13 protein-coding genes and 1 pseudogene are annotated in these 14,680 nt (G+C 73.6%); 7 read left to right on the plus strand and 7 right to left on the minus strand.

Annotation, left to right across the window (positions count from 1 at the left end; all coding sequences use genetic code 11):
• Window positions 1-495: pseudogene (locus ACIRPU_RS42610) on the plus strand (RNA polymerase subunit sigma-24); the annotation flags it as partial.
• Window positions 496-621: 126 nt separating this feature from the next.
• Window positions 622-1,449, plus strand: a complete 828-nt coding sequence (locus ACIRPU_RS42615; protein WP_403878115.1) for an MHYT domain-containing protein — start codon at window positions 622-624, stop codon at window positions 1,447-1,449.
• On the opposite strand, the gene ACIRPU_RS42620 is transcribed toward ACIRPU_RS42615, so the two are convergent.
• The gene (locus ACIRPU_RS42620; RefSeq protein ID WP_403878118.1) at window positions 1,409-2,809 is read right to left on the minus strand and encodes an NtaA/DmoA family FMN-dependent monooxygenase; all 1,401 of its coding nucleotides are present in this window, start codon (window positions 2,807-2,809) and stop codon (window positions 1,409-1,411) included. The two genes, ACIRPU_RS42615 and ACIRPU_RS42620, sit on opposite strands and share 41 nt — an antisense overlap.
• Window positions 2,806-3,915: an LLM class flavin-dependent oxidoreductase gene (locus ACIRPU_RS42625; protein ID WP_403878120.1), complete on the minus strand. Its 1,110-nt coding sequence runs from the start codon at window positions 3,913-3,915 to the stop codon at window positions 2,806-2,808. Before ACIRPU_RS42625 ends, ACIRPU_RS42620 begins: the two co-directional genes overlap by 4 nt.
• 310 nt (window positions 3,916-4,225) lie before the next feature.
• On the opposite strand from ACIRPU_RS42625, the gene ACIRPU_RS42630 reads away from it, so the two are divergent.
• The gene (locus ACIRPU_RS42630; protein WP_403878123.1) at window positions 4,226-5,731 is read left to right on the plus strand and encodes a metallophosphoesterase family protein; all 1,506 of its coding nucleotides are present in this window, start codon (window positions 4,226-4,228) and stop codon (window positions 5,729-5,731) included.
• A gap of 69 nt (window positions 5,732-5,800) precedes the next feature.
• A complete protein-coding gene (locus ACIRPU_RS42635; RefSeq protein ID WP_403878126.1) occupies window positions 5,801-6,835 on the plus strand; it encodes an LLM class flavin-dependent oxidoreductase in 1,035 nt (344 codons plus the stop codon).
• A 6-nt stretch (window positions 6,836-6,841) separates the two neighbouring features.
• On the opposite strand, the gene ACIRPU_RS42640 is transcribed toward ACIRPU_RS42635, so the two are convergent.
• Window positions 6,842-7,837, minus strand: a complete 996-nt coding sequence (locus tag ACIRPU_RS42640) for a TauD/TfdA dioxygenase family protein (RefSeq protein ID WP_403878129.1) — start codon at window positions 7,835-7,837, stop codon at window positions 6,842-6,844.
• Window positions 7,838-8,039: 202 nt separating this feature from the next.
• Between ACIRPU_RS42640 and ACIRPU_RS42645 the strand changes: the two genes are divergently transcribed.
• Entirely contained in the window at window positions 8,040-8,870 is an 831-nt protein-coding gene (locus ACIRPU_RS42645; protein WP_403878132.1) for an aldo/keto reductase, read from the plus strand.
• A gap of 54 nt (window positions 8,871-8,924) precedes the next feature.
• On the opposite strand, the gene ACIRPU_RS42650 is transcribed toward ACIRPU_RS42645, so the two are convergent.
• The 3 genes from ACIRPU_RS42650 to ACIRPU_RS42660 form a co-directional block, all read right to left on the minus strand.
• Entirely contained in the window at window positions 8,925-11,267 is a 2,343-nt protein-coding gene (locus ACIRPU_RS42650) for a SpoIIE family protein phosphatase (protein ID WP_403878135.1), read from the minus strand.
• Between the two features lie 127 nt (window positions 11,268-11,394).
• Window positions 11,395-11,862, minus strand: coding sequence for a peroxiredoxin (locus ACIRPU_RS42655; RefSeq protein ID WP_385569447.1), 468 nt, complete (start codon window positions 11,860-11,862; stop codon window positions 11,395-11,397).
• Window positions 11,859-12,257 carry a hypothetical protein gene (locus ACIRPU_RS42660; RefSeq protein WP_384120143.1) on the minus strand — a complete coding sequence of 133 codons (399 nt, stop codon included), beginning with the start codon at window positions 12,255-12,257 and terminating at the stop codon, window positions 11,859-11,861. The genes ACIRPU_RS42655 and ACIRPU_RS42660 overlap by 4 nt, the downstream gene beginning before the upstream one ends.
• Window positions 12,258-12,405: 148 nt before the next feature.
• Between ACIRPU_RS42660 and ACIRPU_RS42665 the strand changes: the two genes are divergently transcribed.
• Complete coding sequence (locus ACIRPU_RS42665; RefSeq protein WP_355710409.1) at window positions 12,406-12,678, plus strand: hypothetical protein; 273 nt, start codon at window positions 12,406-12,408, stop codon at window positions 12,676-12,678.
• Here the strand turns inward: ACIRPU_RS42665 and ACIRPU_RS42670 are convergent.
• Window positions 12,675-13,451: an AraC family transcriptional regulator gene (locus ACIRPU_RS42670; protein ID WP_403878140.1), complete on the minus strand. Its 777-nt coding sequence runs from the start codon at window positions 13,449-13,451 to the stop codon at window positions 12,675-12,677. The genes ACIRPU_RS42665 and ACIRPU_RS42670 overlap by 4 nt on opposite strands.
• A gap of 81 nt (window positions 13,452-13,532) precedes the next feature.
• Between ACIRPU_RS42670 and ACIRPU_RS42675 the strand changes: the two genes are divergently transcribed.
• Complete coding sequence (locus ACIRPU_RS42675) at window positions 13,533-14,678, plus strand: MFS transporter (protein ID WP_403878195.1); 1,146 nt, start codon at window positions 13,533-13,535, stop codon at window positions 14,676-14,678.
• The last annotated feature ends 2 nt before the right edge of the window (window positions 14,679-14,680 follow it).

Below are 14,680 nucleotides of genomic sequence, written 5' to 3' on the forward strand. Positions count from 1 at the left end.
AGCTACGACGAGATCGCGGCCGCCGTCGACAAGAGCCCCGCGGCCGTCCGCCAGATCGCCCACCGCGCCCGCAAGCACGTCGACGCCCGCCGGCCCCGACGGACGGTCTCCCCCGGCGAGACCCGGGCGGCTCTGGAGTCGTTCCGGCGCGCGTTCGAGACCGGGGACCTCCAGGGCCTCCTCGACGTGCTCGCCCCTGAGGTCGTCTACGTGGGAGACGGCGGCGGCGTCAAACACGCCGCGCCGCGGCCGGTGATCGGTGCCGACAAGGTGGCCCGCCTCGTCCTCGGCGGCACCGGCAAGATCGAGAGCACCCTCACCCTCGGGCCCACCGTGGTCAACGGCAACCCGGCTCTCGCCGTACACCTGGACGGCGTGCTGGACGGCGTCATGGCGATCCGCGTCGAGGACGCCCGGATCACCGGCCTCTACTACGTCCGCAATCCGGACAAGCTGACCCGCTTCGCAGCCGAGACCCCGCTCACGCTGCGGTGACCGTCGGGGAGTCGACGGCCACGGCGTTCTCGTGGCCCTCGACTCTCAGGAAACGCTTGCTTTCACCACTCCCCTACCCGTAGACACGTCCTTCACGAACAGTCGTCGCTCTGGGGGGAGTTGATGATGGAAGGCACCATAGACGGCTTCCGGTACGGGGTGGTGACTCCGGTGGCGGCCTTTGTGATGGCCTGCCTGGGAGGAGCTCTGGGGCTGCGCTGCATCGTACGGACGCTGCTCAACGGCGGGTCCTGGAAACCGGGTTGGCTGGCACTGGGGGCCGCGTCGATCGGCTGCGGCATCTGGACGATGCACTTCATCGCCATGATCGGCTTCCAGGTGGAGGAGACCCGGATCGGCTACCACGTCGGCCTGACCGTGCTCAGCCTCGCGGTCGCGGTCGCGGTCGTCGGCGTCGGCGTGTTCATCGTGGGCTACCGGGGCGCCGACCGAGGGTCGTTGTCGCTCGCGGGCACCGTCACGGGCATCGGGGTCGCCGCCATGCACTACCTGGGCATGGCGGCGATGCAGCTCAACGGCGACATCGAGTACGCCCCGCGCACGGTGGCGCTCTCGGTGCTGATCGCCGTGGTGGCCGCGACCGCCGCCCTGTGGGCGGCGGTCACGATCCGCGGGTTCCTGACGAGCCTGGGCGCGAGCCTGGTGATGGGCGTCGCCGTGTCCGGGATGCACTACACGGCGATGGCCGCGGTGAGCGTCCATGTGCACGGCGCGACATCGTCGTGGGCCGGTGACAGCCCCACCTCGCTGCTGCTGCCGATGCTGATCGGACCGGTCATCTTCCTGCTGATGGCCGGGGTGGTGGTGATGTTCGATCCGTTGCTCGTGCTCGGCGACGGCGAGTGGAACCGGGCCGCCCGGGCGGGGCGGGCCGGTACGGCGGAGGAGGCGGTCAGCCCGCCTGCCGCCCGTCGGTCGTGGAGCGGTGGGTGAGGGGCTCGCGCAGGCCCAGGTGCTCACGGAGCGTCCGGCCCGTGTACTCGGTGGGGTAGACACCGCGTTCCTGGAGTTCCGGGACGAGCAGGTCGACGATGTCGTCGAGACCGTCCGGAATGAGGTACGGCGTGACGTTGAAGCCGTCGACGGCGCCGTGCCGGACCCAGTGGGCGAACCGGTCGGCGAGTCCGGCGGGAGTGCCGACGTGCCCGCGCTGCGGTCCGAGGGCGATGACGGTCTCGCGCAGCGACCAGCCGTGCGCCTCCGCCTTCTCGCGCCACTCGGCGACCACCTGGCGCGGGTCGGCGACGCGCCGGGCGCCGAAGGAGCCGTCGTTCTCGGCGACGACCGGGTCCTCCTTGGGCAGCGGTCCGTCGGCGTCCCGGTCCGAGAGGTCGAGGCCCCACAGCAGGCCGGCGACGCCCAACGCCGTTGCCGGGGTGACTTGTTGGAGGCGGATCCACTGTTTCTTCTCCAGCGCCTCCGCCTCCGTCGCCCCGATGATGATCTCCGTGCCGGGCAGGATGCGCAGGTCGTCCTCGGGCCGTCCGGCGGCGAGCAGCCGACGCCGGACGTCCTCGGCGAACGCGAGCGCGTCGTCGAAGTCGCTGCCGTGCGCGGAGAAGATGACGTCGGCGTTGCGGGCGGCGAAGTCGCGTCCCTCGCCGGAGTCCCCGGCCTGGAAGATCACCGGGTGGCCCTGGCCGCTGCGGGGCAGGGTGGGCAGGAGGTCGACGTCGAACTGCGCTCCCCGGTGCCGGACCCGGTCCACGGCTCCCGGCGCCGCCCAGGCGGGGGCGCCCGCGGCGCCGGACACGGCCCCGTCGGCCCAGCCGTCCCACAGGGCGCGGGCCACGGTGAGGAACTCCTCGGCGCGCCGGTAGCGGTCGGCGTGGTCGAGGTAGCCGCCGCGCCGGAAGTTGGCCCCGGTCCAGGCGTTGTCGGTGGTCACCACGTTCCAGCCGGCGCGGCCCTCGGACAGCAGGTCGAGGCCGGAGAGCCGGCGGGCGAGGTCGGCGGGTTCGTTGAAGGTGGTGTTGGAGGTGCTGACCAGGCCGATCCGGTCGGTGACGGCGGCCAGCGCGGCGAGCTGGGTGATGGCGTCGGGCCGTCCGGCGACGTCGAGTTCGTGGATCAGTCCGTCGACCTCGCGCAGCCGCAGCCCCTCCCCCAGGAAAAATGCGTCGAACAAGCCGCGCTCGGCGGTTTGGGCGACCCGCCGGAAGTTCGCGGGATCGATCTGGGAGCCGCTGGCCGGGTCGGACCAGATGGTCCAGTGGTTGACCCCCTGGAAGAAGACGCCGAAGTGCAGCTGGGCGCCCGGCCGGGGGACGTCGAGGGGGTCGGTGCGGGTCATCGGGTCTCCTGAAGGGCCTCGCGGTCCGGGCCGGCGGCGTAGCGGTTGGCGGGGCGTTCCAGGCCCAGGTGGGTGCGCAGGGACGCGCCGGGCAGCGAGCGCACGGCGAAGCGCCGCTCGAAGAGGTGGGGCAGGACGAGCCGGGACAGCTCCGGCAGATCCTCGTCGAGCACGAGCGGGTGCAGGCGCACTCCGTCCACGACGCCCCGCAACCGCCCGAGCAGGACGGCGAGTCCGGAGGCGGAGCCGATGTGGCGCAGCCGTCCCCGGTCGGCCCAGGGAGCGTGCTGTTCGAGGTCGGCGACGCGTTCCTCGGCGGTGGCGTGGGCCGTGTCGAGGGCGACCTCGATCTCGGCGAAGGTGCGGGGCGTTCCGGCGTCGGCGGCGGCCGCGGCGACCGCGGTGAGGTCGCGGCCCTCGACGAGGGCCACGTCGAGCTGTTCGGCGGGGACCCGGTCGGTCCGGCCGAGGACGACGAGCTGCCCCTGGGGCGGGCGCGGCACGATGGCCGGACCCTTCACCGCGTAGGCGTCACCGGCGAAGTCGACGTAGTGCAGCCGGTCGCGGTCGAGGTAGCGGCTGGTGGCGACGGACCGGATGACCGCGTCGTCCTCCCAGGAGTCCCACAGGGCGCGGACGACCTCGACCCCGTCGCGGGACTCCCGGGCACGGGCGGCCTCGCCGTCGACGTGCGGGCGGCCCCAGACCCGGGCCGCCCCGGGGTGTTCCTCCTCGCCCACCACCCAGCCGCCGCGCCCGACCGAGATGTGGTCGAGGGAGGCCAACTGGCTGGAGACGTGGAAGGGTTCGGCGTACGTGAGCGGCACGACGGGCGCGATGCCGACGACGCTGGTCGACGCGGCGAGGAACGCGGCCCGCTCCACCGCCCCGATGCGGCCGACGACGTCGGGGGCGCCGCCGGGCGGCAGCGCGCCGTCCTCCAGGGTGATCAGGGTGAACCCGGAGTTCTCCGCGGCGGCGGCGACGCGGGCCACCCGGCGTGGGGTGAGCAGATGGTCGGGCGAGTGGGCGGCGCGGCGCCAGGCCACGGGGTGGGCGCCGTCACCGTCGAGTTCGACGGCGAGCCGCAGGGCGGGACCGGACAAAGGGAGTTCCTTCCGGGGCACGACGAGTCGACCGGCCCGACGGGCCGGCGGGGGTCAGCGGCGTGCGGAAGGACAGACGGCGGAGGCGGTACGGCAGTAGTCGACATGCCGTCGGGTGATCAGCCGCGTGCCCGTGCCGACACCGTGCGGTGTCGTGCCAGGTGCGCGCATCGGGGGCCTCCGCCCTTCGTGACAGATCGCTTCAACCTATGTGGTCGGCCCCGGAAAGTGTCAAGGGCATTAGATGCCGGTGCATGAAGTCGGCCGGGTGGACTCCTGCCGCGCTGTGGATCATTGCTACGGTGCACCGGTGTCTGACTCCTCACGCGATACCGCCGAAGGCGCCGGCTGGGTCGGCGCCGACCGAGGCGCGTACCGACAGCTGATGCCGGACCGGACCGAGAAGATCTCGTGGCTCGATCCCCGGATGCTGTGGGCCGCTCGCAACGGCGTGCTGGCGTCGTGGTTCGGGGACCCGACGGGCCGTACCCGCGGCCGTCTGGTGGCGCAGCGGGCGGCGGCCGGCGCACCCGAGGACAAGGTGATCCGGCGCACGGACCCGGACAGCTTCTCCTTCATGGTCATCGGCGACACGGGTGAGGGCGACGATCCCCAGTACGCCGTCGTACCCGGCTTTCTGAGGGCCAGTCAGGGCACGTCCTTCGCCGTGCTCGCCAGTGACGTCATCTATCCGGTCGGCAGCGCCGACGACTACGGCGCCAAGTTCTTCCGCCCGTACCGGGACTACCCGGCTCCCATCTACGCGATACCGGGCAACCACGACTGGTACGAGGATCTGGGCGCGTTCATGCGGGTCTTCTGCGGCGACGCCCCGCCCCTGCCGGCCGAGCCCACGCCACGCCCGCTCAGCCGCGCCCGGCTGCGTGCCCTGCTGTGGCACCGGCCGCGTGCGCACGACGGCCAACGTCTCGCGGAGGCCCGCGCGTTGAGGTCCGCGACAGGCCAGCTGGCGGTGCAGCCCGGGCCGTACTGGGCGATCGACGCCGGCCCGGTGCGCATCATCGGCATCGACACCGGGCTGCTGGGCACGCTCGACGCCGAACAGGGCGCGTGGCTGCGCGCGGTGTCGCAGGGGCCGCGCCCCAAGATCCTCGTCACCGGCTCGCCCCTCTACGTCGACGGCGAGCACCACCCGTGCCCCATCGAGGGCGGTGGCACCGTCGACGACATCGTCAGCGCGCCCGAGCACCACTACGTGGCGGCGATAGGCGGCGACATCCACAACTACCAGCGCTACCCGGTGCGTCTGGCGGACGGGCGGACGCTGCAGTACGTGGTCTCGGGCGGCGGGGGCGCCTTCATGCACGCCACGCACACCATCCCCCGGGTGTCCGTCGCCGGCGTCACCGAACGGGACTTCCGCTGCTATCCGCTGCGCGGCGACTCCCTCGCCTTCTACAGCCGGCTCTACGGGCGCCGGCTGCGGATGCGCCGCTTCTTCGCCCTCACCGAGGCCGAGGCCCAGGCGGTGGTCGCCGAGCGGCTGGGCATCCCGCCGACCCGCACACCGGGCCCGGAGGTCAGGGTGACGCGGCGGATCCGGCTGCTGGCCGGTCTGCTGGGCACCGGAAGCCGTCCGGAGCGCCGCAAGCGGTTGCGGCTGCCGGTGCGCAAGATCTACACCCAGCTCTTCTCGCCGAGCTCGGTGACGTACAGCCCGCCGTTCTTCAAGTGCTTCCTGCGGCTGGACGTCACCCCGGAGTCGGTCCGGCTGCGCTGCTTCGCGGCCACCGGGAACCGCGCCCAGGAACTGAACCCGCCGGTCGAGGACGAGGTCACGATCCCGCTGGTCTGAGCCCGCCTGCGACAATCGGCGAAGAACACTTGTACGGCCCTACGTGCCGTCGAACCATGGAGGAGCCCCGTGCCTTCGATCTCACGCCCCTTGCGCAAGCTGGGCTTCCTCACCATCGGGCTGTTCGACGCGGACGATCCGGGCCGGGGGCACGAGACCACGCTGGAGATCATCGAGCTGGGTGAGCGGCTCGGCTTCGACAGCGCGTGGGTGCGCCACCGGCACCTCCAGTACGGCATCTCCTCCCCCGTCGCCGTCCTGGCGGCCGCCTCGCAGCGCACCCGGCGCATCGAGCTCGGCACCGCGGTCATCCCGCTGGGCTGGGAGAACCCGCTGCGCCTCGCGGAGGACCTGGCCACCGTCGACATCCTCGCCGGGGGCCGGCTCAACCCGGGGGTGAGCGTCGGCCCGCCGATGCACTACGAGCAGGTCAAGGAGGCTCTGTACCCGGACACCGCCGAGGCGGAGGACTTCGGTTACGAGCGGGCGCGGCGGCTGCTGGACCTGGTGCGCGGCAAGTCCGCCACCGACTTCAGCGGGGTCGAGGGCTTCGAGGTGTTCTCGGACCGGGTGCAGCCGCACTCCCCCGGTCTCGGCCGCCGCCTGTGGTACGGCGGGGGCAGCCTGAGTTCGGCGCGGTGGGCCGGGGAACACGGCATGAACTTCCTCACCAGCAGTGTCGTCAAGGCCGAAGGCCCGGACGACACCAGGGAGTTCGCCGAGATCCAGCTGTCCCACGTCCACGCCTTCCGCGCCGCCCACCCCGACGGTGAGGCGGCCCGTGTCTCCCAGGGGCTCGTGGTCATCCCCACCGACTCCGCCTCACCCGAACAGCGCGCGAGGTACGAGGAGTTCGCGGCGAAGCGGCTCCCCCGCACGACCTCGCCGCAGGGACCGGCCCGGCTGCTGTTCGCCCCGGACCTGGTCGGCACCTCGGACGAGATCGCCGAACGCCTGCACGCCCACGCCGCGTTCCGCGAGATCGACGAGGTCGCCTTCGCCCTGCCGTTCACCTTCGGGCACGAGGACTACGTACAGATCCTCACCGACATGGCGACGAAGCTGGGCCCGGCGCTCGGGTGGCGGCCCAACGCCGGGGTCTGAGGGCCCTCACCAGCGGCCCGGCTCGGTTCCCGTCACCGCCTCGGACGGCCTGCCGTCCACGCCGACGGGGATCTCGCCGGTGAGCATCACCCGGTGCATCGTGCGGGGGAACCCCAGGTGCGCGTTGTCGCTCGGCGCGAGGTGGATGGTGGCGCGGTTGTCCCAGAAGGCCACGCTGCCCGGTTCCCAGCGGAAGCGGACCGTGTACTCGGGGCGGGTCGCCTCCTCCAGCAGCATGTCCAGGACGGCCCGGCTCTCCGCGCGGGAGAGGTCGGTGATCTGCTCGACGTAGTAGCCGTTGACGTACAGCACGCGCTCCCCCGTCTCGGGGTGGACGCGTACCAGGGGGTGGATCGAGGCGACCTGGTGATCGAGGAGATGGCGGACGTACGCGTCGTCGCCGGGGCGGGGCTGGTAGCCGACGCCGAGCCGGTGCTCGGCGCGCAGCCCGGCCAGGAACTCCCGCAGGGGCGCCGAGAGTCCGGCGTAGGCGGCCGCCAGGTTGGACCAGGTCGTGTCACCGCCGTAGGGCGGTACGGTCTCGGCGCGCAGGATCGTCGCGGCCGGCGGGTCGACGCGGGCGCCGTGGTCGCAGTGCCAGCCGCGCAGCAGGGTGTGCCGGCGGCGACGGAGCCACTCCTCGTGCTCCATGCCGAACTTCCCGCCCAGTTCGAGGCGGTCGGCGGTCGTCTCGATCTCCGGGAAGTCCGCCGGTGACGCGCCGCCGCGCCTGCGCAGGACGACGGGTTCGCCGAACCGTCGCGCGAACGCCACGTGGCCCGCGTGGTCGAGGCGCTGCCCGCGGAAGAACACCACCTTCCAGCGCAGCACCGCCGCCCTGACCACGGCGACCTGGGCGTCGTCGAGTCCCGCGGCCAGGTCGACGCCCTCGATCTCGGCGCCGATGTGTCCGGCGACCGGCCTCACCTCCACTCCGGCCGCCCGCGCGGCCTTCTCGGCCGTCTGGTCGTCGAAGGGGGTGGCCCGGCTGTCCGTCGTCATGCGTGCTCCGCTCGTCTGCACTGGTCGTCCGTCACGGCTCCGGGAAGATCGTGACAGCGAATCGACGGCCTGGCGACAGGGCGTCGGACGCCCGCGCCGACGTCGGACGTCCCGCCCCGCGGCCTCCGGTTGATCGATCCCCGCCTCATCGGTGAGGCTGGTGGGACGGCACGGACGACACAGTCGAGGAAAGGTCCCCCTGGTGAGCACCATCCCGGAGTACACGCTCAACGACGGTACGAAGCTCCCGGCCCTGGGGCTGGGCACCTGGCCGATGGACGACGCGGAGGCGGAGCGGGCCGTGGCCGAGGCGCTCGGACTGGGCTACCGGCTCGTCGACACGGCGACGAACTATCGCAACGAGAGCGGGGTCGGGCGGGGCGTGGCCCGGGGCGGGGTGCCGCGCGAGGAGCTCGTGGTGGCCACGAAACTGCCCGGCCGCCACCACGGCTACGAGGAGACCCTCGCTTCCTTCGAGGAGTCCCGGCAGCGGCTCGGCCTCGACTACGTGGACCTGTACCTGATCCACTGGCCGCTGCCCCGCGTGGACAAATTCGTCGACTCCTGGCGGGCCATGATCAAGCTGCGCGAGGACGGCCTGGTCCGGTCCATCGGTGTCTCCAACTTCACCGCCGCGCACATCGAGCGGCTGGAGAAGGAGACCGGCGTGCTGCCGTCCGTCAACCAGATCGAGCTGCACCCGCTCTTCCCGCAGGACGAGCTGCGCGCCTTCCACGAGGCCAAGGGCGTCCGCACGGAGAGCTGGAGTCCGCTGGGCCGCGGTTCGGCGCTCCTGGAGGACCCGGCCGTCGTCTCCGTCGCCGAGTCGCTGGGCGTGACGCCCGGCCAGGTCGTCCTGCGCTGGCACCTGCAGCTCGGCGCGGTCCCCATCCCGAAGTCGTCCAGCCCCGAGCGGCAGCGCGCCAACCTCGACGTCTTCGGCTTCGAGCTCGGACCGGCGCAGCTGGCGGCGATCGCCGAGCGGCCGCACCGGCGGCTGGGCGGCGACCCCGAGGTGCACGAGGAGTTCTGAGCGGACGGCGGGGTCCGGTCGGTCGGAGCCGGAGCGGACCCCGCCGTCGAGTGATCACTCGGGCTCCAGCGGCTGCTCCGCCCAGATCGTCTTGCCCCGGTCCGTCTGGCGGCTGCCCCAGCGCTGGGTGAGCTGCGCGACCAGCAGCAGACCACGCCCGCCCTCGTCGAAGGCATGGGCGCGACGCAGGTGCGGGGAGGTCGAACTGCCGTCGGAGACCTCGCAGATGAGGCTGCGGTCGCGGATCAGGCGGAGCCGGATGGGGGGTGCGCCGTAGCGGATGGCGTTGGTGACGAGTTCGCTGACGACGAGTTCGGTGACGAAGGCGGCCTCCTGAAGGCCCCACGCGGTCAGTTGCTCGGTCGCCGCCTGACGGGTGGCGGCGACCTGGGCGGGGTCCGGTTCGACGTCCCAGGTGGCGACCTGGTCCGCGCCGAGCGCCCGGGTGCGGGCGAGCAGCAGGGCGACGTCGTCGCTGGGCTCTTCCGGCAGGACCGCCTTGAGCACGGTGTCGCAGAGGGCGTCGAGGCTGGCGGCGGGTGCGGTCAGGGCGCTGCACAGCTCGCTGACGGCACGGTCGACGTCACGGTCGCGGTGCTCGATCAGGCCGTCGGTGTAGAGGGCGACGACCGCGCCCTCGGGCAGCTCCAGTTCGACCGCCTCGAAGGGCAGTCCGCCGACCCCGAGCGGCGGCCCGGGGGTCATCCGGACCAGCTGCGCGGTGCCGTCGGGCAGGACGAAGGCGGGGGCCGGGTGCCCGGCGGCGGCGAGGGTGAGGCGGCGGCTGACGGGGTCGTAGACGGCGTACAGGCAGGTGGCGCCGAGCTCCGCGACGTCCTCGCCCCCGTCGTCGTACGCCGCGAGGTGGGTGACGAGGTCGTCGAGGTGGGTGAGGAGTTCGTCGGGTGGCAGATCCACGTCGGCGAGCGTGCGCACGGCCATGCAGAGCCGGCCCATGGTCGCCGTCGACGGGATGCCGTGTCCGACGACGTCGCCGACGACGAGGGCGACCCGGCTGCCGGAGAGCGGGATGACGTCGAACCAGTCCCCGCCGATGCCGGCCATGGAGCCGCTGGGCAGATAGCGGTGGGCGACCTCGACGGCCGCCTGTCCTGGCAGACCCCGGGGCAGCAGGCTGTGTTGGAGGGCGAGGGCGGTGGTGCGTTCGCGGGCGAAACGGCGGGCGTTGTCGATGCACACGGCGGCCCGGCTGGCGAGCTCCTCGGCGAATACGGCGTCGTCGGCCTCGTAGTCGTCGACATGGGCGATACGGACGCCGACGAGGACGCCGAGGATGGTGCCGCGGGCCCGCAGCGGCACCGAGATCACCGAGTGGACGCCGGTCCGGTGGCGGCGGCCCTCGGGGGCGCGCGCGTTGCGTTCGGCGAGCCACCGCATGAAATCGGGCTCACCCGCCTGAAGGCGGACGGCACGCCCCTCCCGCAGGGCGCGCGCGGGTGGGCTGAAGGGCGGATGGACGTCGGTCTCGCCGAGGCGGACCGCCGCCTCGGGGGTGCCCTCGTGGGCGGAGCCGTGGGCGACCCGGCGCAGCACGACCTCGCCCTCCGGGACGGGCGGCGGCTCGTCGGCGCCGAGGACCCAGTCCAGCAGGTCGACGCTGACGAAGTCGGCGAACCGGGGAACGAGGAGGTCGACCACCTCCTCGGTGGTGCGCACCATGTCGAGGGTGGTGCCGATCAGGGCCGCGGCCTCGTTCAGCAGGGCCAGCCGCTGGCGGGCCAGGTACTGCTCGGTGCTGTCGAAGGCGGCCAGGGCGACGCCGACGACCTCGCCCGTCGGCTCCCGCACGGGCCACATCTCGGTGGTCCACGCGTGCTCCCGGTTGAGGGAGGGGGCGCCGGTCCAGCTCTCGTAGCGGATCGGGCGGCCGGTCTCGGCGACCTGGCGGAGGTGCCAGTCGAAGCCGCGGCTGTGCTCGGCCTCCTGGACGGTGTCCGGGAAGTGGCGGCCGAGCAGGGCGTCCTCGGAGACGCCCATGACCTTGCAGGCGACCTCGTTCAGCCGCAGATAGTGCTGGTGGGGGTCGAAGACGGACATCGACATGGACGCCTGCTGGAAGGCCCGCCCCGCGAGGGTCGGTTCCGGGGCGGAGGGCCGTTCCGCGGCGAGGGTCCAGCCGGTGGGCTCCCCTTCGGGGCCGAGCACCGGGCAGGCGGTGACGGTCAGGGTGACGTGCCGGCCGTCGCGGTGGCGTACGACGACGGGCCGGGTCCACGCCCGCGCCGGAAGCCGCGGGAGCTCCTCGGCGAGCAGATCGGTCACCGCCCGCCCCACCGCCTCCGCGGCCGCATGGCCCGTCAGCAGACGGGCACCCTCGCTCCAGCCCGCCACGATGCCGTGAGCATCGATGACCGCCGCAGCGACGACATGCTCCATGTCGTCCAGAATGGTCCCTTTGTCCCGACGCATCAACCGCGACGGGCCGACCGGGGCGCACGACGCTCCCCGGCCGTCCGGGCCGTCCGGGCGTCCCGGGCCTCCTCGGGTGCCCCCGCCTCGTCGCTCAGGCGCGGTGGGCGCGCAGCGCGTCGAGGGCGCGGTCGGCGTGGGTGTTCATCCGCAGCTCGCTGCGGACGACCTCGAGGACGGTGCGGTCCTTCCCTATGACGAAGGTGACCCGCTTGGTGGGGGCGAGGGAGAAGCCGCGCTTCACGCCGAACCGTTCCCGCACCGCCCCGTCGGCGTCGGACAGCAGCGGCATGCCGAGCGAGTGCCGGCCGGCGAACTCCTGCTGGCGGTCGACGGAGTCCCCGCTGATCCCGACGGGCCGGGCGCCCACGGCGGCGAACTCGGCCGCCAGGTCACGGAAGTGGCAGGCCTCCGCGGTGCAGCCCGCGGTGAGGGCGGCGGGGTAGAAGAAGAGGACTACCGGCCCGTCGGCGAGCAGGTCGGTCAGGCTGCGCACCGTGCCGGTCTCGTCCGGCAGCGCGAAGTCCTCGACGAGGTCGCCGGTCTCCGGAGCCTTGGTCATGACCGTCCCTCCGTGATCTTCGCGGCGCCGGCGCCGTCGGCGACGTTGCGGGCCCACAGCACGAGCGGCACCTGGAAGGGAAGCCGGGCCACGGCGGCGGCCTTGAGCGGGGCGGGGCGGTGCCGCCAGTCCCACGCCATCTTGACGTTGGCGGGGAAGACGCCGACGAAGAGCCCGGCCGCGGCCAGCGCGGCCGTCCTGCGGGTCCGCGGCAGCGCCACTCCCGCCGCCAGCGCCAGCTCGGCGACCCCGCTGGCGTACGTCCAGGCCCTGGGCGAGCCCGGGAGCGTGCGCGGGATGATCGCGTCGAACGGGCGCGGCACGGCGAAGTGGGCCACGCCCATGCCGGCCAGCAGGCCCGCCAGGAGCAGGGGTGAGCGTTCGGACCGGGACACGGTTCCTCCTCTGATGACCTGGCGCCCGACCCTACTGGAGGGTAAGCGGGGGTCCGGCGGCGGGGTCGCGGGGCGGGACCCGGGCAAGGCTCCCCCAACTGGGCGGGAGCGCACCGTGGTTGCCGGCGGCTGGGGATAGCCTGCCCGGATGACCGTCTATCTGCTGTGGCACATCGGGCACCGGAACGAAGCCGGTGAAGGCGGTGCGACCCTGCACCTCGACGGGGAGACGGTGCACGTCGACGAGGAGGACGGCGACGACGCCAAGCTGCTCGGTGTCTACTCCACACCCGAGAAGGCGGCGGAGCGCAGGCGCCGGGCCCGGCTGCTGCCGGGCTTCGCCGACGAGCCGGACTGTTTCGTCATCGACGAGCACACCCTCGACGAGGACGAGTGGACCGGCGGTTTCGTGCGCGTCTAGGACGGCTCCCGGGCCCGGCCGGGGTGCCGGCCGGGGGTGTACCCGTACGCCCTGCGGAACACGTCGATGAAGGCGCTGGCGGAGGACCAGCCGCAGCGGTTGGCGACCGTCGTGACGGGCGTGCCGTCGGCCAGCAGGCGCAGCGCGTGGTAGAGCCGGGACTGGGTGCGCCACTGGGGGAAGGTCATGCCGAACTCGCGGCGGAAGAGACGGCTGAGGGTGCGCTCGCCGGTACCGGTGGCCGCGCCGAGGGCGGCGAGGGTGCGCTGGTCGGACGGGTCGGCGTGGACGAGGGCGCAGACCTCGGCCAGCCGGGGGTCGGCCGGGGTGGGCAGCCGGGCCGGCTGGTGCGGGGAGGCGCGCAGCTGGTCGCGCAGCACGGCGAGCAGACGGGCGCGTTCGGGGCTCGGGTCGTCCGGGGCCTTGGTGTAGGCGAGGATCAGCTCCCGTAGCAGCGGGCTGACGGCGAGGACGGTCGGCGCGTCCAGGCCGAGCGGGTTGTCGTCGGCGGGCAGACCGACCAGGTGCAGGTCCAGCCGGCCGTACGCCCGGTGCGCGTGCACGGTTCCGGCGGGCACCCACAGCGCGCGGGTGCCGGGTGCGAACCAGGTGCCGGCGTCGGTGGTGACGGCCAGGACACCGGAGCCCGCGTAGACGATCTGGTGGTCGTCGTGCCGGTGCGCGTCGACGCGCCGGCCCGCGGCCAGCGGCTGGACCCGGGTGGGCGCGGTCGGTGTATGGCGGATGTGGCGGACGTGGCGGATGTTCGACACAAGGCGGCAGATTATCGGAAGCGCGACAGCCGCCCGGGTCGTGACGATCGCAGGGTGCCGAAAAACCGATCCATCACCCTGATGTCCCTGGGTCACGCCTGCGTGGACGTGTACCAGGGGGCCGTGGCCGCACTGGTCCCCTTCTTCGTCGCCGAGCGCTCCTACTCCTACGCCGCCGCCTCGGGGATCGTCCTGGCGGCCTCCTTGCTGTCGTCGGTGGCGCAGCCGCTGTTCGGCGTGCTGACCGACCGGTGGGCGATGCCGTGGCTGCTGCCGCTCGCGGCGGCGGCCTCCGGCGCGGGGATCGCCGTCAGCGGGATCGGCGGCTCGTACCCGCTCACCCTGGCGGCGGTGGCCGTGTCCGGGATCGGGGTGGCCGCCTACCACCCCGAGGCCGCGCGGGCGGCGCGTGCCGCCTCGGAGGGCCGCCATACGGCGATGGGCTGGTTCGCGCTCGGCGGCAACCTCGGCTTCGCGCTCGCCCCGCCGCTGGTCGCGGCCGTCGTCGCGACCTGGGGTCTGCGCGCCTCGCCGCTGCTGGGGCTGCCGGCCCTGGCGGGCGTGGCGCTGTGCGTGGCCGCGGTGCGCTCGGCGGCCGGCCGGGACGGGACCGTTGCGGTGCCGGCCGAGGGGGCGGGCCGGGACGACTGGCCGTCGTTCCTGCGCCTGTCGGGCGCCGTGGTGTGCCGCTCGGTCGTCTTCGTCGGCCTGGGCACGTTCGTGCCGCTGTACGTCCGGGAACGCGCCGGAGGCGGGGCGGCGGCGGGGACGGCCGCGCTGTGCGTCCTCTACGCGGGCGGCGCCGTGGGGACGCTGGCCGGGAGCCGGCTGGCCGGGCGCTGGGGACGGCTCCGGGTCGTACGGCACGCGTACGCCGTGACGGTGCTCGCCGTGGCCGGCGTGGTCCTGGCCTCGGGCCCGCCCCTGTACCTGTTCGTCGCGCTCGCCTCGGCCGGGCTGTACGTGCCGTTCTCCCTGCAGGTGACGCTGGGCCAGGACTGTCTGCCCCGGCGGGTGGGCACCGCGAGCGGCGTGACCCTCGGGCTGACGGTCGGCATCGGGGGCGCGGCCGCGCCGGCCCTGGGCGCGCTCGCGGACGCCACGTCTCTGCGGACCGCTCTGCTCCCCCTGCTGATACCGCCGGTGGTGGCCTGGTTCCTGCTGCGCGGGCTGCGCGAGCCGGTCCCCGCCCCCGCTGCGTCGGCCGTGACCGGCTCGCCCGTCTGAGG

This window comes from Streptomyces sp. NPDC102259 (assembly GCF_044766465.1).
Lineage (GTDB): Bacteria > Actinomycetota > Actinomycetes > Streptomycetales > Streptomycetaceae > Streptomyces.